The organism is Promicromonospora sukumoe 327MFSha3.1, assembly GCF_000385135.1.
Lineage (GTDB): Bacteria > Actinomycetota > Actinomycetes > Actinomycetales > Cellulomonadaceae > Promicromonospora > Promicromonospora sukumoe_B.
Genome location: NZ_ARQM01000011.1, coordinates 895518 through 916077, shown reverse-complemented (window position 1 = coordinate 916077; position 20560 = coordinate 895518). Strand labels below are relative to the sequence as shown.

The 20560-nt window shown below is 72.8% G+C and carries 19 protein-coding genes; 8 read left to right on the top strand and 11 right to left on the bottom strand.

Annotated elements, in window-relative coordinates; genetic code table 11:
- Nucleotide 1 precedes the first annotated feature (1 nt).
- Nucleotides 2–706, bottom strand: a complete 705-nt coding sequence (gene cpaB, locus H291_RS34245) for a Flp pilus assembly protein CpaB (RefSeq protein WP_026365871.1) — start codon at nucleotides 704–706, stop codon at nucleotides 2–4.
- The gene (locus H291_RS34240) at nucleotides 703–1518 is read right to left on the bottom strand and encodes a hypothetical protein (protein ID WP_020016358.1); all 816 of its coding nucleotides are present in this window, start codon (nucleotides 1516–1518) and stop codon (nucleotides 703–705) included. Before H291_RS34240 ends, cpaB begins: the two co-directional genes overlap by 4 nt.
- Nucleotides 1519–1680: 162 nt before the next feature.
- Here H291_RS34240 and H291_RS0117765 point away from each other — a divergent pair, with 162 nt between their 5' ends.
- Entirely contained in the window at nucleotides 1681–2028 is a 348-nt protein-coding gene (locus H291_RS0117765; RefSeq protein WP_020016357.1) for a DUF192 domain-containing protein, read from the top strand.
- A 7-nt stretch (nucleotides 2029–2035) separates the two neighbouring features.
- Here the strand turns inward: H291_RS0117765 and H291_RS0117760 are convergent, their stop codons facing one another.
- The 6 genes from H291_RS0117760 to H291_RS0117735 form a co-directional block, all read right to left on the bottom strand.
- Nucleotides 2036–4132: a hypothetical protein gene (locus tag H291_RS0117760; RefSeq protein WP_020016356.1), complete on the bottom strand. Its 2097-nt coding sequence runs from the start codon at nucleotides 4130–4132 to the stop codon at nucleotides 2036–2038.
- A gap of 150 nt (nucleotides 4133–4282) precedes the next feature.
- Entirely contained in the window at nucleotides 4283–6766 is a 2484-nt protein-coding gene (locus H291_RS0117755; RefSeq protein WP_020016355.1) for a hypothetical protein, read from the bottom strand.
- 83 nt (nucleotides 6767–6849) lie between these two features.
- Nucleotides 6850–8937, bottom strand: a complete 2088-nt coding sequence (paaZ, locus tag H291_RS0117750) for a phenylacetic acid degradation bifunctional protein PaaZ (protein ID WP_020016354.1) — start codon at nucleotides 8935–8937, stop codon at nucleotides 6850–6852.
- Nucleotides 8938–8983: 46 nt separating this feature from the next.
- Nucleotides 8984–9835, bottom strand: a complete 852-nt coding sequence (locus tag H291_RS0117745) for a 3-hydroxyacyl-CoA dehydrogenase family protein (protein ID WP_020016353.1) — start codon at nucleotides 9833–9835, stop codon at nucleotides 8984–8986.
- Complete coding sequence (locus H291_RS0117740; RefSeq protein WP_026365869.1) at nucleotides 9832–10569, bottom strand: enoyl-CoA hydratase/isomerase family protein; 738 nt, start codon at nucleotides 10567–10569, stop codon at nucleotides 9832–9834. Before H291_RS0117740 ends, H291_RS0117745 begins: the two co-directional genes overlap by 4 nt.
- A 345-nt stretch (nucleotides 10570–10914) precedes the next feature.
- On the bottom strand, nucleotides 10915–11538 hold the full coding sequence (locus tag H291_RS0117735; RefSeq protein WP_020016351.1) for a TetR/AcrR family transcriptional regulator: 624 nt from the start codon (nucleotides 11536–11538) through the stop codon (nucleotides 10915–10917).
- 101 nt (nucleotides 11539–11639) lie between these two features.
- Here H291_RS0117735 and paaA point away from each other — a divergent pair, with 101 nt between their 5' ends.
- The 6 genes from paaA (at nucleotide 11640) to H291_RS0117705 (ending at nucleotide 16263) form a co-directional block, all read left to right on the top strand.
- Nucleotides 11640–12626: a 1,2-phenylacetyl-CoA epoxidase subunit PaaA gene (paaA, locus tag H291_RS0117730; protein ID WP_020016350.1), complete on the top strand. Its 987-nt coding sequence runs from the start codon at nucleotides 11640–11642 to the stop codon at nucleotides 12624–12626.
- A complete protein-coding gene (paaB, locus tag H291_RS0117725) occupies nucleotides 12623–12922 on the top strand; it encodes a 1,2-phenylacetyl-CoA epoxidase subunit PaaB (RefSeq protein WP_020016349.1) in 300 nt (99 codons plus the stop codon). The genes paaA and paaB overlap by 4 nt, the downstream gene beginning before the upstream one ends.
- Nucleotides 12923–12987: 65 nt before the next feature.
- Nucleotides 12988–13815 (top strand): 1,2-phenylacetyl-CoA epoxidase subunit PaaC, encoded by an 828-nt coding sequence (gene paaC, locus H291_RS0117720; protein ID WP_020016348.1) that lies wholly within the window; start codon nucleotides 12988–12990, stop codon nucleotides 13813–13815.
- Nucleotides 13812–14357, top strand: coding sequence for a 1,2-phenylacetyl-CoA epoxidase subunit PaaD (paaD, locus tag H291_RS0117715; RefSeq protein WP_269637127.1), 546 nt, complete (start codon nucleotides 13812–13814; stop codon nucleotides 14355–14357). The genes paaC and paaD overlap by 4 nt, the downstream gene beginning before the upstream one ends.
- Nucleotides 14357–15496: a 1,2-phenylacetyl-CoA epoxidase subunit PaaE gene (gene paaE / locus H291_RS0117710; RefSeq protein WP_020016346.1), complete on the top strand. Its 1140-nt coding sequence runs from the start codon at nucleotides 14357–14359 to the stop codon at nucleotides 15494–15496. The genes paaD and paaE overlap by 1 nt, the downstream gene beginning before the upstream one ends.
- Nucleotides 15493–16263, top strand: coding sequence for an enoyl-CoA hydratase/isomerase family protein (locus H291_RS0117705; protein ID WP_020016345.1), 771 nt, complete (start codon nucleotides 15493–15495; stop codon nucleotides 16261–16263). Before paaE ends, H291_RS0117705 begins: the two co-directional genes overlap by 4 nt.
- Before the next feature lie 102 nt (nucleotides 16264–16365).
- Here H291_RS0117705 and H291_RS0117700 read toward each other — a convergent pair whose 3' ends face one another.
- Genes H291_RS0117700 through H291_RS30630 form a run of 3 tightly spaced genes read right to left on the bottom strand, consistent with a single transcriptional unit; the run spans nucleotide 16366 to nucleotide 19933 of the window.
- The gene (locus H291_RS0117700) at nucleotides 16366–17820 is read right to left on the bottom strand and encodes a dihydrolipoamide acetyltransferase family protein (protein ID WP_020016344.1); all 1455 of its coding nucleotides are present in this window, start codon (nucleotides 17818–17820) and stop codon (nucleotides 16366–16368) included.
- On the bottom strand, nucleotides 17817–18818 hold the full coding sequence (locus H291_RS0117695) for an alpha-ketoacid dehydrogenase subunit beta (protein WP_020016343.1): 1002 nt from the start codon (nucleotides 18816–18818) through the stop codon (nucleotides 17817–17819). The genes H291_RS0117700 and H291_RS0117695 overlap by 4 nt, the downstream gene beginning before the upstream one ends.
- Entirely contained in the window at nucleotides 18818–19933 is a 1116-nt protein-coding gene (locus H291_RS30630; RefSeq protein ID WP_332256932.1) for a thiamine pyrophosphate-dependent enzyme, read from the bottom strand. Before H291_RS30630 ends, H291_RS0117695 begins: the two co-directional genes overlap by 1 nt.
- Nucleotides 19934–20070: 137 nt before the next feature.
- Here H291_RS30630 and H291_RS0117685 point away from each other — a divergent pair, with 137 nt between their 5' ends.
- Complete coding sequence (locus H291_RS0117685) at nucleotides 20071–20553, top strand: Lrp/AsnC family transcriptional regulator (protein WP_033326992.1); 483 nt, start codon at nucleotides 20071–20073, stop codon at nucleotides 20551–20553.
- Nucleotides 20554–20560 lie beyond the last annotated feature (7 nt).

Genomic DNA, 20560 nt, shown 5'->3' with positions numbered 1-20560 from the left:
CTCAGCCCTCCGACTTCGGGATCGCGCCGTCGTACACGCGCTGCTGCTCGGGGAGCATGTCCTCGTCGCCCGCGCCGCGCAGGGCCAGGCGCATCTTCACGGAGAAGGACTCGACGTAGGCCAGGGTCAGCGCGTCCTCGGTGCTCAGCGCGAACGTCACCGGCAGCCCGCTGCGCATCTCCAGGCTGTCCGAGGCCTCGACGGTGCGCGGGATGCCGACCTCCAGGACCAGCACGTTGGACACCCAGACCCGCGAGACCGGCTTCTCGTCCTTGGCGCCCTCCATCGTGGCGATGATGTCCACGTGGTCGCCGGGCTCGACCTTGCCGGCCACGCCGGTCTCGGCGTCCACGATGATCGCGACCTCGCGGAACCCCGGCTGCACGCCCGGCCGCTCGACGAGCATCCCGGACTGCAGCAGCGAGCCCGCCTCGAACGAGGTGGCCGCCACGAGGCCGTCGGCGTCGTCGGCGCTGCGCACCGCGGTGTCCGGTACCCAGCGCTCCGGCACCCGGACGCGGTCCAGCATGTCCTCGTCGACGGGCTCCAGGGCGTCGACCGACCGGTTGAGCTGGAGCACGGTGACCATGGGCCCCACCTGCGAGCTCACGGTGCGCACGTAGTAGAGGACGCCGACGAACACGGCGACCGCCAGGATCGAGGTGACGACGAGGAAGAACACTCCCCGGCGCTGACGCGGGTTCAACTGATCACTCCCTGTGTCTCGGTCTGCGGGCCGGTCTGCGCGCCGGCCCTGGTCTCGGCGCGGGCACGACGCTCCGCGATGTCGCAGAAGATGCAGCTCTGGGCCACGGCCCGGCCGCACGTGTCGCAGGCGCCCCAGAGATAGGACCGGGCGAGCGCGCTCGCGACGGCCGTCTCCAGCGAGCCGGCGATGGTCGACACCTCCAGCCACCGCCTGGCGGACCAGCCCGCCTCGGCGCCGGTCAGCTCGGTGTCGGGCTCCCGGGGCAGCAGGTCGCCGGCCTCGTCCGGCACGACGGGCCGCGCGGACCGCGCCGCGACGAGCAGCGCACCGCCGTCGGGCACCCCGAGGTTGCCCCGGAAGCGGCGCACGGAGCCGGGCTCCGAGCCGCGCCCCGGGTCCACCACGAACGCCGTGCGCGGCAGGTAGCTGCCCGCGTGCTGGCGGAACGTCGGTGTGGGGCGGTGCAGCGCGGCCACGCTGGACAGCAGCACCCGCGTGCTGGTCCGCGAGAGCACCTCGTCGGCCACCACCCTGGCGGACGACGCCGTCAGCCCCGGCGAGGCGAGCCCCGCCAGCATGACCGCCCACGCGGTGACGGGAGCCTCGACGTGCAGCACGCCGAGCCGTTCGGGGCCGAGCACCAGGCGGGCGGAGCGGGCCACCCGCCGGGCGGCGTCGTCACGGGTGGCCAGCACCACGTCGTCCGCGGAGAGCCGGGCGACGGCCTCCACGACGTCCCCCAGCGTGCGCTCCGCCCGGCCGACCCCCCGGTGCGTTCCCCCCGGACCGCCGATCGCGATGACCTGCACGGTGCCCCCTCACCATCGACACAAGCACCCGCTGACAACCACGGGTGCATCACGGACTGTACTGATTTTGCTCATATACGTATATATCTGGGACGGATGAATTTCACTTCTGAGCGTTTTCCCGTATGTGGACGCTCATATGAGCGCGCTACGCTCCTGCTCGTGAACTCGATCCAGCTCCTGGTGGACGACCGGCCCGTGGCCGCCGTCGAGGTCGCCGACACCGCCCTGACCCGCGCCCGCGGCCTGCTGTTCCGGCGCGTGCTGCCCGAGGCCCTGCTGCTCTCCCCGTGCTCGTCGGTGCACGGGGCGTGGATGCGCGTGCCGCTCGACGTCGCCCTGCTCTCGGCGGACGGCGAGGTGGTGCACGCCCAGGTGCTGCGCCCGTGGGCCGTGACCCGCCCCCGCAAGGGCGTGACCCAGGTGCTCGAGGCGCCCACCGGGAGCTTCGAGCGCTGGGGCCTGCGGCCGGGCAGCCGGGTCGCCCTGGCGGCCCGGGCGCAGGCGTAGCGGGTGCTCATGGGTTGCCGAAGCTCTTGCCGCCGCTGAACGTCGGGGTCGGCGGGGCGGAGAACTCGGTCGTGTAGTAGTCGTCGGGCGCCTCGAAGTCCTTGGCCCGGCACTGCGGCGCCGGCGACGTCGTCTGCTTGTTGCCGTCCACGTCGGTCACCTCGAAGGACGACTCGGACAGGGTGCGGTTCTCGTCGACCGAGGTGAAGTCGACCTTGAACAGGTCCAGGCCCTCCCACTTCAGGCCGTACCCGCCGCCCTCGGTGACCTTGTCCATGTCGTACTTGAGCTCGCGCACGTTGGCGTAGTCCTCGGCGGCCTCGTAGAGCTCGCCGCCCTCCTCGTCCTCGCCGTTGATCTCGACGTCGCCCTTCTTCAGGGTGCCGTCGTCGTTGCGCGGGAAGATCTCGTCGATCTTCGGGCCGAGCTTCTCGCGCAGCTCCGGGTACTGGTTGAAGTCGATGATGAGCTCGGTCCTGGAGAGCGTGCCCTCCTCCTCCGACTTGCTGTACCCGCCCGTCACCTTGAAGCCGTACGGCAGCACCACGTCGAGGTCGATGCCGGCCTTGTACAGCGTCTTCATCACCTGGTCGTCCATGGCGATCGTGAGCCGGGAGAGCTCGCCGTCCTTGTTCCAGACCACCGAGGTGCTGGTGGTGCCCTTCCACTCCATGCCGACCTGCCCCTTGCCCTTGCCCTTGCCGGAGCTGGTCTCCTTGTCGTTCTTCTTGGTGAAGGGCTGCTTGCCGGACAGCTCGGCCCCGATGAGGAACCCACCGATGTCGGACGACGTGTAGGTGGCCGTCATCGAGCCGTCCGACCACTGCCGGTCCTCGACCTGGATCTCGCCCTCGTAGCCGCCCTCGACGATGCCCTTGAGCTCGACGGGGCCCACGCCCTTGCCCCACTTCAGGCCGCCCTTGAGCTTGACCTTCTTGACGTCGCTCGTGGAGGTGGCGACCAGGTGGTGGTCGGGCTCCTCGTCCTGGAGGTCCATCACGTCGCCGACGTCGGGCATGTGGTCCGGGGGCGGCGGGCAGTAGGAGCTCAGGTGCGGCGGCGGGCAGTGCGTCGGCGGGGAGGCCACGATCTCCGCGGACAGGGAGTACTTCTTGTACCAGTTGATCCAGTCCTGGGCCTTCTGCATGTCCGTGAACTCGTAGGTGTAGTCCTCGGCGTAGCCGGTGATGCCCGCGATGTCGAAGGCGATGGGCGTACCGCCCACGTCGCTGCCGCTGGCACCCACGCCGAACTCCACGCCCTTGAGGATGTGGATGCGGATGCGCCCGTCGCCCAGCTTCTCGATGAGCGTGCCGTTGCTGTCGCCCCAGCGGAAGAACAGGAACTGGATGTTGGTGCTGTCCACGTGCCCCGTGGCCTCCACGACGCACGGCGGCTCCATGGAGGTGTACTTCTCGGTGACGCAGTTGGCCAGTTCGCCCGCCCGTGCGGCGCGCTCCTTGCCGGGCTCGGCGTCCTCGTAGGCCGCCCACTCGGCCTCGCACCCCTTGGGCACCGGCAGCTCGCGGCAGCCCACCTGCACCTTCGGCGGGGCGTCCTCGTCGAACTCCTCGCTCGTGGGCAGCGTGGCGACGCACGACTCGTCGTTCGGGTCGTCCTTCGGCTCGCCCCGGCCGTCGAGCACGCAGTCCACGAAGTCCTGGATCTCGTCCTCGCGGTAGACCCGCTCGTCCCGGGGGCGGTCCAGGTGCCCCTCGGGCATGTTGACGGAGAAGCAGATGGTCGGGCCGGGGTACCAGACGCAGTCGATCTGCACGACGGCGGTGTCCCACTGGGAGTCGGGCTTGTCCACGAAGTCGAACGTCACGTCGTCCTCGCAGTCGCCCGTGGGCGGGCTGTACTCGTCCCCCGGGGACTCGTCGTCGCCGGGGTCACCGGGGTCCCCCGGGGAGCCGGGGTCGCCGCAGCTGTCGACGCCCTCCTCCTTGACGATCGGGTCGACGGCGCACAGCCACTGCTCGCTCACGTCGGCCGCCACCGGCGTCGCCGCGGCGAACACGATGCCGACCACCAGCAACAGCAGACCGATGACCGCGACGTACTCGGTGAGCGCCTGTCCCGCCTCGCGATCTCGTCTGGTCATGCTCGAAAACTAGGACGGGAGCGTGAACTCGAACTGTCCGGGAAACGTCCCGTCGGCGTACAGATCCGCGCCGAAACCGCAGGTCATGGGCCCGCGGCACCACGCGGTGGGGCCACGGGCCCAGAGCCCGGGAAGGTTTCACCCGCGCGCTCACGGCTGCTTGAACTTCACGGTCTTGGTGTCCGGGTCGTAGTCGTAGTTGCCCGTGAACCCCCAGTTGATCCAGCCGCCGTCGCCCTTGTTCTTCACCGTGCCCTGGTTGATCCCGATGACGTCCATCCCGTCGACGGTGGCCAGGTGCACGAACCCGAACAGGCCGCTGAAGTTGAAGTTGCCGAAGTCCTTGACCACCAGGATGTTCTTGTCCGGGAAGGCCGCGGAGTACTCGTCCAGCAGCGAGTGCACCCGCTCGGCCCGGTCGCCGGGCACGTCGCCGTCGTAGTCCGTGCCCGGGTAGGTGCCCTCGGTGAACTTGGGCGACTTGTTGTCCACGTACTCGGTGCCGATGTCGTGGCTCTGCTGCCCGATCTGTGTGGGCGGGTCCGAGAAGTCGTCGCTGTAGTAGGCGGGCGGCTGCTCGAAGTCCTTGGCCTTGCACTGCGGGGCCGGCGAGACCTTCTGCTTGTTGCCGTCCACGTCGGTCACCTCGAACGACGACTCCGACAGGATCTGCTCCTCGTCCACCGAGGTGAACGACACCTTGAACAGGTCGAGCCCCTGCCACGTCAGGCCGCCGCTGCCGCCCTCGGTCGAGCGGGTCGCGTCGTAGGTCAGCTCGCGCACGTTGGCGTAGTCCTCGGCGGCCTCGAACAGCTCGCCGCCCTCCTCGTCCTGCCCGTCGATCTCGACGTCGTCCTTGATGAGGTTGCCCTCCTTGTCGCGGGGGAAGGCCTCGTCGATCTTGGGCCCGAGCTTCTCGCGCAGCTCCGGGTACTGGTTGAAGTCGATGATCAGCTCGCGCTTGGAGATGGTGCCCTCCTCCTCGGAGCTGCTGTAGCCGCCGTTCACCGCGAAGCCGTACGGCAGCGCCACGGACAGGTCGATGCCGGCCTTGGCCAGGGTGCGCATCACCTGCTCGTCCATCGAGATGATCAGCTTGGAGAGCTTGCCCTCCTTGTCCCAGGCCGCCGTGGTGCTGGTGGTGCCCTTCCACTCCATGCCCACCGAGCCCGAGCCGGCGCCCGAGCCGGAGCTGGTCTCCTTGCCGTCCTTGTCCTTGGTGAACGGCTTCTTGCCGCCCAGCGAGGCCCCGATCAGGAACCCGCCGATGTCGGACGACGTGTACGTGGCCGTGCGGCTGCCGTCGGACCAGCGCCGGTCCTCGACCTGGACCTCGCCCTCGTAGCCGCCCTCGACGCTGCCCGTCAGGGAGAACGGCCCGTTCTTGCCGGTCAGGCTGAGCCCGCCCTTGAGCTTCACCTTCTTGATGTCGCTGTCGGCCTCGGCCAGCTCGTGGTGCTCGGGCTCCTCGTCCTGGAGGTCCTGCACGTCGCCGACGTCAGGCATGTGGTCGGGCGGCGGCGGGCAGTAGCTCATGTTCGGCGGGCAGTTGCGGCCGCCACCGCTGTAGACGATGGACTTGGCCAGGTCGTACCTCTTGTACCAGTTGATCCAGTCCTGGGCCTTCTGCATGTCCGTGAACTCGTACGTCTTGTCGGTCCCGTACCCGGTGATGCCGGCGATGTCGAAGCTGACCGGCGAGCCGCCCACGTCGCTGCCGCTCACGCCGGCGCCCATCTCGACCCCGGTCAGGATGTGGATGCGGATGCGCCCGTCGCCCAGCTTCTCGATGAGCGTGCCGTTGCTGTCGCCCCAGCGGAAGAACAGGAACTGGATCTCCGAGCTGTCCACGTGCCCGGTGGCCTGGACCACGCAGGTCGGCTCCATCGACTTGTACTTCTCGGTGATGCAGTTGGCCAGCTCTCCCGACCGCGCGGCCCGCTCCTTGCCGGGCTCGGCGTCCTCGTACGCCGCCCACTCGGCCTCGCAGCCCTTCGGCACCGGGTACTCGCGGCAGCCCACCTGCACCTTCGGCGGGGCGTCCTCGTCGAACTCCTCGCTGGTCGGCATCGTGTTGACGCACGACTCGTCGTTCGGGTCGTCCTTCGGCTCGCCCCGGCCGTCGAGCACGCAGTCGACGAAGTCCTGGATCTCGCTCTCCAGGTACACCTGGTCATCGGTGTCGCGGTCCAGGTGCCCGTCCGGCATGTTCGCCGAGAAGCAGATGGTCGGGCCCGGGTACCAGACGCAGTCGATCTGCACGACGGCGGTGTCCCACTGGGAGTCGGGCTTGTCCACGAAGTCGAAGGTGACGTCCTCCTCGCAGTCGCCCGACGGCGGGCTGTAGTCGTCCCCGGGGCTCGGGGAGTCGCCGGGCTCCCCCGGACCGCCGTCGTCGTCGACGCAGTTGTCCGCGCCCTCCTCCTTGACGATGGGGTCGACGGCGCACAACCACTGCTCGCCGATGTCCGCGGCCACCGGGGTGGCCGCGGCGAACACCATGCCGACGATCAGCAGGAGCAGGCCGATGACCGCGACGTACTCGGTGAGCGCCTGCCCGGCCTCGCGGTCCGGACGCCGGGTGCGGGGCACCCCGGCGCGACGGCTGGTGTTCACCTCGACGTCGCTGGTCATTCATTCACGGTATGGACCAGCCGGGTAGAGGACGACGGCCCGGCGGCCCAACCGTGCGCCCAAAAACCTCTGGGCCCGGGGGCCTATTGCTCGGCGATCTCCTTGGCCACCAGCGTCAGCACGTCGTAGGTCGCCACCTGCTCGTCACGCTGGTTGGTGAGCACGGCGTCCCAGCGCACCTCGCCGTACTCCTCGTCCTCGCGCGGCGTGATCTGGGCGGCCGTCAGCCGCACCCGGATCGTGTCCCCGGGCGAGACCGGCGTGAGGAACCGCAGGTTCTCCAGGCCGTAGTTCGCCAGCACCGGGCCCGGCGCCGGGTCCACGAACAGGCCCGCCGCGAAGGACACGAGCAGGTACCCGTGGGCCACCCGCCCCGGGAAGAACGGGTTGGCCGCGGCCTCCTCCTCGTCGGTGTGCGCGTAGAACGTGTCACCCGTGAAGTCGGCGAAGTGCGTGATGTCGTCGAGCGAGACCTCGCGCGGCTCCGACTCGACGGCGTCGCCGATCCGCAGCTCCGCGAGCGACCGGCGGAAGGGGTGCCCCGCGTCGGTGCGCGACGGCGCACCCGCCCGCCAGCGGCCGGTCAGCCCGGTCAAGGCGGCGGGCGTGCCCTGCACGGCGGTGCGCTGCATGTAGTGCTCGACGGCGCGGACGCCGCCCAGCTCCTCGCCCCCGCCCGCTCGGCCCGGGCCGCCGTGCACCAGGTGCGGCACGGGCGAGCCGTGGCCGGTGGAGGACCGCGCGTCGTCGCGGTCGAGCACCAGCACGCGGCCGTGCAGCGGCGCGATACCCGTCACGAGGTGCCGCACCACGTCGGGGTCGGCGGACGCGACGGTCGCCACGAGCGAGCCGCCGCCCAGGTTCGCCAGCCGGACGGCGTCGTCCAGGTCGCGGTAGCCGAGCACGGAGGCTACCGGGCCGAAGGCCTCGACGTCGTGCACGGCGGGCGCGTCGGCGTCGTCGAACCGCAGCAGGAGGGGCGCGACGAACGCGCCGTCGGGCGCGGGCGCCCGGGTGCCGTCGGCGTGCACCACCTCGGGCTCGGCGAGGTCGCCGACCACGATCCGGCCGCCGCCCGCGACGAGCTCGCGGACGCTGCGCAGCACCTCCTCCTTCTGCGCGGCGCTCGCCAGGGCGCCCATCGTGACGCCCTCGGCCCGCGGGTCGCCCACGACGACGCGCTGCGCGATCCGCTCGCGCACGGCGTCGACCACGGCGTCCTGCCGGTCCGCCGGGACGATCACCCTGCGGATCGCGGTGCACTTCTGCCCCGCCTTCACGGTCATCTCGGTGACCACGGAGGCGACGAACGCCGTGAACTCCGGGCTCCCGGGCTCGGCGTCGGGGCCGAGCAGGGCGGCGTTCAGCGAGTCGGTCTCGGCGGTGAGGTGCACGCCCCGGCGGATCACGGCGTCGTCGACCGCGAGCACGCGCGCCGTGGAGGCCGAGCCGGTGAAGCCCACGGCGTCGCGCACGTCGAGGAAGTCCAGGAAACCGCGGGCCGGGCCGCTGACGAGCTGGAGCGACCCCTCCGGGAGGAGGTCCGCCTCGACGATCGCGCGCACCGCGGCCTCGGCGAGGTACGCCGTGGCCGACGCCGGCTTGACGATCGTCGGCACCCCCGCGAGGAAGGCCGGCGCGAACTTCTCCAGCATGCCCCAGACGGGGAAGTTGAAGGCGTTGACCTGGAAGGCGACGCCCGGGCGCCGCAGCCGCACGTGCTGGCCGCCGAACGAGCCGTCACGCGACAGGTTCTCCGGCGGGCCGTCCACCAGCACCTGGGCGTTGGGCAGCTCCCGGCGCCCCTTGGACCCGTAGGTGAACAGCACGCCGATGCCGCCGTCGATGTCGACCGCGCTGTCCCGCCGGGTCGCGCCCGTGCGCAGGCTCACCTCGTACAGGCCGTCCTTGACGCCGGTCAGGTGCTGCGCCAGCCGCTTGAGCAGGAGCGCCCGCTGGTGGAACGTCAGCGCGCCGAGCGCCGCCTGGCCCACCGTCCGGCCGTACTCGACCACGGCCCCGAGGTCGACGCCGCCTGCCGCGACCGACACGATCGGCTCGCCCGTCGCGGCGTCGCGCACCACCTGCCCGTCGCCGTCCGACGGCGGGCGCTGCCACGCCCCGAGGACGTAGCTGTCGAGCTGGCGAACCGGGGTCTCCGTCGCGGTCATGACGCTTCCTCTCCACTGTCCGAACGTGTCTCGTGCTCAGGCGATGTCACTCGTCCCACCGGAAGAACCCCTCGCCGGTCTTGCGCCCCAGCAGGCCCGCGGCGACCATCTCCCGCAGCAGCGGCGGCACGGCGAACCGCGGCCCCAGCTCGCGTTCCAGGTGCTCGGCGATGCCGAGCCGCACGTCCAGCCCGACCAGGTCGGTCAGCCGCAGCGGGCCGACGGGGAACTTGTAGCCGCGCACCATCGCGGTGTCGATGTCGGCGGGCGAGGCGACGCCCTCCTCGACCATGCGGATCGCCTCCAGGCCGATCGCGACGCCCAGCCGCGAGCTCGCGAAGCCCGGCGAGTCGGTCACGACGATCGAGGCCTTGCCGAGCGCGGCCACCCAGGCGGCCGCCTCCTCGACCAGGACCGGCACGGTCGCGGCGCCGCGCACGATCTCGACCAGGGCCGAGGCGGGCACGGGGTTGAAGAAGTGCAGCCCGACGAACCGCTCGGCGCGGTCCAGGTGGCCGGCCAGGGCGTCTACCGACAGCGACGAGGTGTTGGTCGCCAGCCAGGCCGTCGGCGGCAGCACCGCCTCGACGCGGCCCAGGACGTCGACCTTGGTCGCGAGGTCCTCGGGCACCGCCTCGACCACGAGGCCCGCGCCGGCGACGTCGGCCACGGTGGTGGTCACGCGCGCCCGGCCCAGCAGCTCCGCCGCGGTGCGCGGGGTGCTCCCCCGCTCCACGCTGGCCGCCACGGCGCGCTCCAGCCCGGCCCGGGCGCGGGCGGCCGCCTGCTGGTCCCGCTCGACGACGACGGCGGTGGCCCCCGCGAGGAGGAACGCGTGCGCGATCCCGACGCCCATGCGGCCGCCGCCCACCACGCCGACGGTCCGCGGCAGCGTCATGACCTCTTCCGTTCCAGGAAGGCGGTCATCCGCTCGCGCTTGGCCGGCGACTCGAACAGCACGGACTGCGCGACGTCGTCGACGTCGGGGTGGGCGTCCCGCGGCGCCCGGAAGACCCGCTTGGTGTACCGGACCGCGAGGGGGTCCTGCTCGGAAATGCGGTCGGCGAGCGCGTGGGCCGCGGCGACCAGGTCGGCCGACGGGTGCACCGCGCTGACCAGCCCCGCCGCCAGGGCCTCTCCGGCGTCGAGCACGCGGCCGGCGAGCAGCATCTCCAGCGCGAGGGCCTCGCCCACGAGCTCCCTGAGCCGCCAGGTCGCGCCCGCGGCCGCGATGATGCCGAGGCCCACCTCGGGGTTGCCGAACCGGGCGCTCGCGCCCGCCAGCCGGAAGTCGGCCGCGTAGGCCAGCTCGGCGCCGCCGCCCAGCGCCCAGCCGTCGACGGCGGCGATCACCGGCATGGGCAGCCGCGCGATGCGCACGAACAGCCGGGAGTTGATGCCGGCCAGCGCGTCCTCGCGGCCGCGCTCGCGCAGCTCCGCGATGTCGGCGCCGGAGGCGAAGACCTTCTCGGTCCCGGACAGCAGCAGCAGGCGCGGACGCTCTTCCAGCTCGGCGCAGACCGCGTGCAGCTCGTCGACCATCGCCCGGTCGATCGCGTTGCGCACCTCCGACCTGTCCAGACGTACGTGCAGGCGGTCCGCGCGGTCCTCCACGCGCCGCAGTGCTGGCATGGCCTCATCACCTCGGGTCGCGCCGGGCGTAGCGTCGTCGCTACTTACTGACCGTTCGTTCTGTAGCAGCATCGCATGTGCGGGGGCCGGGGACAAGACCGGTTCTGCTGGAGGAGCGGCTCCGCCGCGGCGGAATGTCTGACCTGGACGTCCCCGCCTGGTTCGCGACTCGCACCTGGCGCGGGCATCGCCGTTCCCACCTGAGGTTCTGTTCGGACCACGAGCTCCTGCCCGCGGGAACGGCGTTGAAACGTCGCAACCTCGTGGCCCGAACAGAACCTCAGGAGTCGACCGGGGCCGGCGACGGTGCGCGCCACGTGCCGGACATCCAGCCGCGGCAAGGGCCTAGGCGCGCAGGCCCTCGAAGGCCATCGCGACGACGGCGTCGGCGAGCTGGTCGGCGCTGAGCCCGCCGCCGGGGCGGTACCACTCGACCAGGGAGTTGACCATGCCGAACAACAGCCGCGTGGCCGTGCGCGCGTCGACGTCGGAGCGTAGGGCGCCGTCGGCCACGGCCTCCTCGACCAGCCGCGCCACCGCGTGGTCGAACTCGCGGCGGCGCGCCAGCGCCTCGCGCTCGACCTCGGTGTTGCCGCGCAGCCGCAGCAGGAGCGTGACGAAGGGCAGCTCGGCCACGAGCACCCGCACCGCGCCGCGGAGCACGCGCTCCAGCCGGTCCAGCGCGCTCGCCGCCGGGTCGGGCTCGTCGAGGAGCCGCTCGAGGTTGCCGAGGGCGCGCTCCAGCGCGAGCCGCAGCAGCTCCTCCTTGCCACTCACGTGGTAGTAGATCGCGGACTTGCTGGTGCCGAGGCGCTCGGCGAGCGTGCCCATCGAGGTCGCGTCGTAGCCGCGCTCGTTGAACGCCTGGACGGCGACCGACAGGACCGCGTCCAGGTCGTAGGCCACGCGCCCGGCGCGCCCGTTGCCGCCGCGTCGGGCGGGTGCGGGGGCATGCGCCGGTTCGTCCATGCGAGCCAACCTAACCGACCCGGCGGGCATTGCCGCCGCGTCGCCGCCGGTGCTAGCCTGACTGAACGATCGGTAAGTAGGACTCCAGCGCAGGAGGCGGCATGCCCGCAGAAGACCCGCCCACGGCTGATCCCGCGGCCGCCGCAGCCGAGGCGGCGCGGCTCGCGGCCTTCGACGCCCTCATCGCCGACGACAAGCGCATCGAGCCCACCGACTGGATGCCCCCGGCGTACCGCAAGGCACTGGTGCGGCAGATGTCGCAGCACGCGCACTCCGAGATCATCGGCATGCAGCCCGAGGGCAACTGGATCACGCGCGCGCCCAGCCTCAAGCGCAAGGCGATCCTCATGGCCAAGGTGCAGGACGAGGCCGGGCACGGGCTCTACCTCTACTCGGCGGCCGAGACGCTCGGCACCACCCGCGACGAGATGCTCGACGCGCTGCACTCCGGCAAGGCCAAGTACTCCTCGATCTTCAACTACCTGGCGCCGTCCTGGGCCGACATGGGCTCGATCGGGTGGCTCGTGGACGGCGCCGCCATCGCGAACCAGGTGCCGCTGTGCCGCGCGTCCTACGGCCCCTACGGGCGGGCGATGGTGCGCATCTGCAAGGAGGAGTCGTTCCACCAGCGGCAGGGCTTCGAGATCCTGCTGGCGCTGATGAACGGCACCGACGAGCAGCGGGCCATGGCGCAGGAGTCGGTGAACCGCTGGTACGCGCCGGCGCTGATGATGTTCGGCCCGCCCGACGCCGAGTCGCCCAACTCGCGGCAGAGCATGGCGTGGAAGATCAAGCGGTTCTCGAACGACGAGCTGCGCCAGCGGTTCGTCGACATGATCGTGCCCCAGGCCGAGATCCTCGGGATCACGCTGCCCGACCCGGACCTGCGCTGGAACTCCGAGCGCGGGCACCACGACTTCGGCGAGCTCGACTGGGCCGAGTTCCAGGACGTGCTGCACGGGAACGGGCAGGCCAACTCGCTGCGCCTGGCCAAGCGCCGGGCCGCGCACGCCGAGGGCGAGTGGGTCCGGGAGGCCGCCCGGGCGTACGCCGAGCGGACCGCGACGAGCGAACGGATGGCGTCATGACCGCAGAGCCCCGCCGGGAGACCTGGCCCCTGTGGGAGGTGTTCGTGCGCTCGTCGCGCGGCCTGTCCCACGTGCACGCCGGGTCGCTGCACGCGCCGGACGCCGAGCTGGCCGTGCGCAACGCCCGCGACCTCTACACCCGCCGCAGCGAGGGCGTCTCGATCTGGGTCGTGCCCGCCGCCGCGATCACGGCGTCCGACCCCGACGCGAAGGACGCCTGGTTCGAGTCGCCGCGCGGGAAGGACTTCCGGCACGCGACCTACTACACGGCCTCCCAGGCCGTGCCGCACCTCTGACCCCAGTGCTCGCTGATCCGGCACCCCGCCGGTCCAGCACCCGCCCGACGCTCGATGGAGAGCCGATGCCGAACCCGCCCCAGCCCTCGTCCGCGGTCCTCACGCCCGAGGCGATCGCCGCCTCGGTGACCGGACAGGACGCCACCGTCCGCGCCGCCGACGACGTCGCGCGGTACGCGCTCGGCCTGGGCGACGACGCCCTGGTGCTCGCGCAGCGCCTGGGCTCGTGGATCGCGAGCGCCCCCGAGCTGGAGGAGGACGTGGCGCTCGGGAACATCGCGCTCGACACCCTCGGGCACGCACGGAGCCTGCTGACCTACGCCGGCTCGGCGTGGGACCAGACGGAGGACGACCTGGCGTACTTCCGGGACGAGGCCGACTTCCGGTGCCGGCAGATCTTCGAGCGGCCGAACGGCGACTTCGCGTGCACGATCGTGCGCCAGCTCGTGGTGTCCGCGTACTTCACGGCGCTGTACCGGGGCCTGGCCGAAAGCACGGACGCGACGCTGGCGGCGATCGCGGCCAAGGCCGTCAAGGAGGTGGCGTACCACCTGGACCACGCCTCGCTGTGGACGGTCCGCCTCGCGCTGGGCACCGAGGAGTCGCGCCGCCGGACGCTGACCGGGCTGGAGGCGGTCTGGCCCTTCGTGGACGAGCTGTTCGCGGCCGACCCGGCCGCCGACGCGGTGCCCGACGCCGCCGTGGCGCCGGCCGGGCTGCGCGAGCCGTTCGACGCCCTGGTGCTCCCGGTGCTCGCGCGCGCCGAGCTGGAGGTGCCGGCCGCGCCCGCGCTGCGCGGGGGTGGCCGCCTCGGCGTGCACTCCGAGGCGCTGGGCCCCCTGCTCGCGGAGATGCAGGTGCTGGCCCGCCGGCATCCGGGGGCAGTGTGGTGACGGGCGGAGCGGTGAAGGGCGCCGTCGGCGCTCCCGTCGAGCAGGTCGCCCGGCCCCGCCCCGCGGCGGGTCCGGAGCGCGCGGCGTGGGACGCCGCCGCGGCCGTGACCGACCCCGAGGTCCCGGTGCTGTCCATCGAGGACCTGGGCGTGCTGCGCGGCGTGCGGTTCGTGGACGGCGCGCCGGTCGTGGACATCACGCCCACCTACTCGGGCTGCCCCGCCGTCGACGCGATCCGGGACGACGTCGTGGTCGCGCTCGCCGAGCACGGGTTCCCGGGCGCCCGCGTGAACGTGGTGCTCTCCCCCGCGTGGACCACCGACTGGATGAGCGACGCCGGGCGGCGCAAGCTCGCCGAGTTCGGGATCGCGCCCCCGGCACGGCGCGCGGGCGGCGTCGTCTCGCTGGACCTCGGCATCCGGTGCCCGCGGTGCGGGTCGTTGCACACGCGCGAGCTGACGCGGTTCGGGTCGACGTCGTGCAAGGCGCTGTGGGTGTGCCGGCGCTGCGGGGAGCCCTTCGACCACTTCAAGGAGCACTGATGCCGCTCGCCGACGCGCCCGTGCCGGCTGTGTCCGGAGCGCCCGCGCGGCGCCGGGCCCGGTTCCACCCGCTCACCGTGGCCGCTGTGCGGCCGCTGACGGCGGACGCGATCGAGGTGACGTTCGAGATCCCCGACGAGCTGGCCGAGGCGTACACCTACGCGCCGGGGCAGTACATCGCCGTCCGCGCCCGGGTGGGGGGCGAGGAGGTGCGCCGCACCTACTCGATCTGCCAGGCTCCGGTGGCCGGGTCGCTCAAGGTGGGCATCAAGCGCGACATGGGCGGGCTGTTCTCGCCGTGGGCGATCGACCACCTCACGCCCGGGATGACGCTGGACGTGATGAGCCCCGAGGGCCTGTTCGTCTCCCACCGGCCGCCGGGTCAGGGCGGGCGCGTGGTCGGCATCGCGGCAGGCTCCGGCATCACGCCGATGATGTCGCTCGTGGAGCACACGCTGGGCTCCGCGCCGGACAGCACGTTCGACCTGGTCTACTCCAACCGGACCACCACGGACACGATGTTCGTGGACGAGCTCGCCGACCTCAAGGACCGCTACCCCGCCCGGCTGGCCCTGCACCACGTGCTCACCCGCGAGCGCCGGGGCGCCGAGCTGCTGTCGGGCCGGCTCGACGCCGAGCGGCTGCGCCGCATCATGACGTCGCTGATCGGGCCGGACGACGTGGACGAGTGGTTCCTGTGCGGGCCGTTCGAGGTGGTGCAGGCCTGCCGCGCGGTGCTGACGGACCTGGGGGTGCCGCCGGAGCGCGTGCGGCACGAGCTGTTCACCACGGGCCGCCCCGACCGGCCGACGGCGCCCCGGGGTGTCCCGCCGGCCGGGGGCGCGCCGGACGAGGAGTCGCACTCGATCTCGTTCCGCCTCGACAGCACGACGGCGACGGTGACCACCCCGGCCGGCGCGCGCGAGAGCGTGCTGAACGCGGCACTCCGGGTACGCGGCGACGTGCCGTTCGCGTGTGCGGGCGGCGTCTGCGGCACCTGCCGGGCCAAACTGGTCTCGGGCACGGTCGAGATGGCGGAGAACTACGCCCTCGAACCCGAGGAGCTGGCCCGCGGGTACGTGCTGACCTGTCAAGCGATCCCCACCAGCAAGGAGATCTCCGTGGACTACGACTCATGATCACGCTGACCGTCAAGGACGACGTCGCGGAGGTGGTGCTCGACGCCCCCGGCAGGCTGAACGCCCTGGACGAGACCGCGCTGGCCGACCTGGACGACGCCTACCGCGAGGCCGAGGCGGCCGGGGTGCGGGCGCTGCTGTTGCGCGGCGAGGGCCGGGCGTTCTGCGCGGGCCGGGACATCTCCGGCGTCGACCCCGGCACGGACGACGCCCTGGGCTACCTGCGCAACCGGGTGACGCCGCTGCTCTGGCGCATGGCCGCGTTCCCGGCGCCGACGTTCGCGGCAGCGCACGGCGCGTGCCTGGGCGTCGGCCTGGGCCTCCTGATCGCCACCGACGTCGTCTATGTGGCCGACGACGCGAAGATCGGCTCGCCGTTCGCGAACCTCGGGGCCACGCTCGACTCGGGTGGGCACGCGCTGTTCTTCGACCGGCTGGGCGCGCACCGGACGCTCGACCTGGTCTACACGGGCGAGCTGATGAGCGGCGCCGAGGCGGTGGCCGCCGGGCTGTTCTCCCGCGCGGTGCCCGGGGCGGAGCTGCTCGACTTCACGCGGACCCGGGTGGAGCGGGTGGCGCAGGGTCCGACGAGCGCCTTCCTGGCGTCGAAGCGCCTGGTCACGGAGCTGCGCGACGAGCGCGTGGCGTTCTGGGCGGCGGTCGCGCACGAGAACGAGGCCCAGGGCGCCCTGAGCGAGACGGGCGATTACCGGGAGGGCTTCGCGGCCTTCCAGGAGAAGCGCCCGCCCCGGTTCACGGGGCACTGAGCCGGGGCCGGTCCGACTGACTCAGGTTCAGCAGGCCGCGGGCGGCCGTTGTCCCCCGGGTAACGGCCGCCGGCGGCCTGCTGAATCCGACTCAGGACGGCGTCACAGGCGGACCAGTGCCGGGAGCGGGTTCTCGATCGCGTCCGCCACCTGGCGCATGAAGCCCGCCGCCGTCGCGCCGTCGCACACCCGGTGGTCGAAGACGAAGGACATCTGCGTGATCTTGCGCGGCACGATCTGGCCGTCGACGACCCACGGCCGGTCGATGACCCGGCCGAACCCCAGGATCGCGACCTGCGGGTGGTTGATGATCGCCGCACTGCCGTCGACGCCGAGGCTGCCGTAGTTGTTCAGCGTGAACGTGCCGGCGGTCAGCTCCTCGGGCGTGGCCCGGCCCGCGCGGGCGCGCGTGGTGAGGTCGCGCAGGGCCACGTCGAGCTCGCGCGTGGTCAGCGCGTCGGCGCCGAGCACGGCAGGGGCGACCAGCCCGTTCTCCCCCTGGACGGCGATGCCCAGGTTGACCGTGTCGGACACGACGATCTCGTCGCGCTCGGCGTCGAACCGCGCGTTGAGCACGGGGTGGTCGGCCAGGGCGGAGACGACGAACCGGGCGATGTGGGCCAGCAGGCCCGGGCCGGGGTCGTCGGGCCGGCGGGTCGCCTCGCGCAGGTCCCAGAGGGCGGTCGCGTCGACGTCGACCCAGACCGTCGCCTCGGGGATCTCCGCGCGGCTGCGCGAGAGCACCCGGGACGCCGCGCGCCGGAAGCCGCCGAGCGGGATGCGGTGCTCGCCGGGGGTCTCGGGGGTCTCTGTCGGGAGTCCGACCGGGGCCGACGTCGCCCGGGCGCGCTCGATCGCGGCGCGCACGTCCGACCGGGTCACGGTGCCGCCCGCACCCGTCGGCGGGACGGCGCGCAGGTCCAGTCCCGCCTCGCGGGCCAGCCGCCGGACGATCGGCGAGATCACGCGGACGGGACGGCTGTCGTGGGCCTCGCCGGAGGCGGCACGGCCGTTGCCGGGGGCGGCGCGCCCGTCGCCGGCGGCGAGCACGGCCGTTGCCGAGGGCGGCGCGGCCGGGGCCGCGGCGAGCGGCGCGGCCGGAGCGGGAACCGCGAGCGCCGGCGCGGCGGGCGCCGTCGGCCGCGCCCCCCGCGGCCGGCGCCGTCGCCCCGCGCCCGGATGCGCCGACGTCCCGTACCCGACCAGCACGTTGCCGGACCCGGCCTGCTCCTCGGTGCGGTACGCCTCGGCGGCGGGGTCGGGCTCCGGCGTCGCCTGGGGTTCGGGCTCCGGCGTCGCCTCGCCCTCCGCCGCGATCGTGATCAGCGGCCGCCCCACCTCGACGCACTCCCCCTCGGCGGCGTGCAGCACGCCCACGCGCCCGGCGTACGGGCACGGCACCTCCACCACGGACTTGGCCGTCTCGACCTCGACCACCGGCTGGTCGACGGCGACGACGTCGCCCGCGGCGACCAGCCACTGCACCACCTCGGCCTCGGTGAGCCCCTCGCCGAGGTCGGGCAGCAGGAACGTCTGCTCGGTCGCGGTGGCCCTCATGCGTCCTCCCACTGCAGGTCGTCGACGGCGTCGAGGATCCGGTCCACGGACGGGAGCTGGAGGTGCTCCAGCTTGGGCGGCGGGTACGGGATGTCGAACCCGGTGACGCGGCGCACCGGCGCGGCCAGCGAGTGGAAGCAGCGCTCGCTCACCCGGGCCGCGATCTCGGAGGCGACGCTGGCGAACCCGGCGGCCTCGGCGATCACCACGGCGCGCCCGGTCGACTCGACGGCCGCGCAGACCGTGGCGTCGTCGAACGGCACGATCGAGCGCAGGTCCACCACCTGGAGGCTGCGGCCGTCGCGCGCGGCGGCCTCGGCGGCGTCGAGCGCCACGGGGACGGACGGGCCGTACGCGATCAGGGTGGCGTCGGTGCCCTCGCGGCGCACCACGGCCGTGCCGATGCCCGGCTCGCCGCCCCCGAAGGAGACCTCACCCTTGGCCCAGTAGAGCTTCTTGGGTTCGAGGAAGACCACCGGGTCCGGCGAGGCGATCGCCTCGCGCAGCAGCCGGTAGGCGTCCGCGGGGTTCGACGGCGCCACCACGTGCAGCCCGGGCGTGTGCGCGTAGTACGACTCCGACGAGTCGCTGTGGTGCTCAACGCCGCCCACGCCACCGGCGTACGGGACCCGGATGACCAGGGGCAGCTCGACGCGGCCGCGGGTCCGGTTCCGCATCTTGGCGATGTGGCTCACGACCTGCTCGAACGCGGGGTACGCGAACGCGTCGAACTGCATCTCGATCACCGGCCGCATGCCGTTCATCGCGAGCCCTACGGCGAACCCCGCGATCCCGGCCTCGGCCAGCGGGGTGTCGAAGCAGCGGTCCTCCCCGAACTCGGCGGTGAGCCCGTCGGTGACCCGGAAGACCCCGCCGAGCGCGCCGACGTCCTCGCCGAAGACGAGCACCGTCGGGTCCTCGGTCAGGGCGTCGCGCAGGGCGCGGTTGATCGCCTGGGCCGTGCTGAGCGTCTCGTGCTCCACCGCGGTGCTGGTCATCAGCGGGCCTCCGCTCGGTTCGGCGCGTCCGCGCCGGTCGCGTCCGGGCTCGGCTCGTCCCGGCTCAGCTCGTCCCTGACCTGCGCGAGCTGCTCGACGAGCTGCGGCGTCGGGCGGGAGTAGACGTGGGCGAACAGGTCCGCGGGGTCGGGCACGACGTCGACGTTGATGCCGTCCCGGGTGTGCCGAGCCAGCCGCTCGGCCGCGTCGGCGTGCGCGGCGGCGCGTGCGTCGTCGAGCAGGCCCTGCGTGCGCAGGTAGGCGTCCAGCCGCCGCAGCGGGTCTCGGTCCGCCCAGGCCGCGACCTCGGCGTCGGTGCGGTAGCGGGTCGCGTCGTCGGCGTTGGTGTGGGCCTGCATGCGGTAGGTGCGGCCCTCGACGAGCTGCGGTCCCGCCCCGGACCGCGCGCGCCCGACCGCCGCGGACAGCACGGCCAGCAGCGCGGCGAGGTCGTTGCCGTCCACGAGCTCGCCGGGCACGCCGTAACCCACGCCCTTGTGCGCGAGCGAGGGCGCGGCGCTCTGCCGGGACAGCGGCACCGAGATGGCGTACTGGTTGTTCTGCACGAAGAACACGACCGGCGCCCGGAAGACGGCGGCGAAGTTCAGCGCCTCGTGGAAGTCGCCCTCGCTCGTGGCACCGTCGCCGCACATCGCGAGCACCACGGTGGGCTCCCCGCGCAGCCGCCCGGCGTGCGCCACCCCCACGGCGTGCGGGAGCTGCGTGGCCAGCGGCGTCGCCAGGGGCGCCACGCGGCGCTCGTACGGGTCGTACCCCGAGTGCCAGTCGCCCTTGAGCAGCCCGAGCACCTCGACCGGGTCGACGCCGCGGGCGACGGCGGCCGCGGTGTCCCGGTAGGTCGGGAAGAGCCAGTCCCCGTCGTCGAGCACCTGCGCGGCGGCGACCTGGCACGCCTCCTGCCCGTAGGAGGAGGGGTACACCGCCAGCCTGCCCTGCCGCACCAGCACCGAGGACTGCTCGTTGAACCGGCGGGCGGCGACCATGCCCGCGAGGCCGCGAACCAGGTCGTCGGGCGCGGGCAGCGCCGCCCCGTCGCCGGCGGTCGGCCGCCCCTCCGGATCGAGCAGCATGACCGGCTCCCTTGTGGGGAGCATGAGATCTTCGTTGATCACCATGTAGATATACTGGTCAAACTTCCATTCGGATTCCATCAACGGCGAGAATCCGAGAACTCGTCCAGTCATGGCTGGGTAACGCGATCCAAATGTCCAGCGCAGAAGGGGCTGAGGGCGTGGCAGCGAGACAAGTGGCAGGAGGCCTCGACGACGTCGACCAGCGCATCGTCGACGAGCTGCGCACGGATGGCCGGATGTCCATGCGCGCACTGGCCGAGAAGCTGCACATCTCGCGCGCGAACGCCTATGCCCGGGTGCAGCGCCTGGAGTCCACCGGGGTGATCCGCGGCTACCGCGCGGACATCGACCCGGTGCTGGCCGGGCTGGGCACGTCGGCCTACGTGACGGTCAACCTGGACCAGGCGCAGTGGCGCTCGGTCCGCGAGGAGCTGCGCACGCTGCGCGGCGTCGAGCACATCGGCCTGGTCGGCGGGGAGTTCGACCTCGTCCTGCTCGTCCGCGCCCGCGACAACGCCGACCTGCGGCACCTGATCCTGGACCAGATCCAGGGCATGCACGGCATCGTGAACACCCACACGCTGCTGGTGTTCGAGGAGCCGGTCCCGGCCGGTCCGCCGCCGGCCGCACCGGCAAGCTGATGCGGCG

Coding starts and splice junctions, on each gene's coding strand:
- H291_RS0117695 (WP_020016343.1), bottom strand. CDS start 18,818: ATGACCAGCACCGCGGTGGAGCACGAGACGCTCAGCACGGCCCAGGCG.
- H291_RS0117700 (WP_020016344.1), bottom strand. CDS start 17,820: ATGAGGGCCACCGCGACCGAGCAGACGTTCCTGCTGCCCGACCTCGGC.
- paaZ (WP_020016354.1), bottom strand. CDS start 8,937: ATGACCGCGACGGAGACCCCGGTTCGCCAGCTCGACAGCTACGTCCTC.
- H291_RS0117760 (WP_020016356.1), bottom strand. CDS start 4,132: ATGACCAGACGAGATCGCGAGGCGGGACAGGCGCTCACCGAGTACGTC.
- H291_RS0117755 (WP_020016355.1), bottom strand. CDS start 6,766: ATGACCAGCGACGTCGAGGTGAACACCAGCCGTCGCGCCGGGGTGCCC.
- paaB (WP_020016349.1), top strand. CDS start 12,623: ATGACCGCAGAGCCCCGCCGGGAGACCTGGCCCCTGTGGGAGGTGTTC.
- H291_RS30630 (WP_332256932.1), bottom strand. CDS start 19,933: ATGCTCCCCACAAGGGAGCCGGTCATGCTGCTCGATCCGGAGGGGCGG.
- H291_RS0117735 (WP_020016351.1), bottom strand. CDS start 11,538: ATGGACGAACCGGCGCATGCCCCCGCACCCGCCCGACGCGGCGGCAAC.
- paaC (WP_020016348.1), top strand. CDS start 12,988: ATGCCGAACCCGCCCCAGCCCTCGTCCGCGGTCCTCACGCCCGAGGCG.
- H291_RS0117745 (WP_020016353.1), bottom strand. CDS start 9,835: ATGACGCTGCCGCGGACCGTCGGCGTGGTGGGCGGCGGCCGCATGGGC.
- paaA (WP_020016350.1), top strand. CDS start 11,640: ATGCCCGCAGAAGACCCGCCCACGGCTGATCCCGCGGCCGCCGCAGCC.
- paaE (WP_020016346.1), top strand. CDS start 14,357: ATGCCGCTCGCCGACGCGCCCGTGCCGGCTGTGTCCGGAGCGCCCGCG.
- H291_RS0117705 (WP_020016345.1), top strand. CDS start 15,493: ATGATCACGCTGACCGTCAAGGACGACGTCGCGGAGGTGGTGCTCGAC.
- H291_RS0117740 (WP_026365869.1), bottom strand. CDS start 10,569: ATGCCAGCACTGCGGCGCGTGGAGGACCGCGCGGACCGCCTGCACGTA.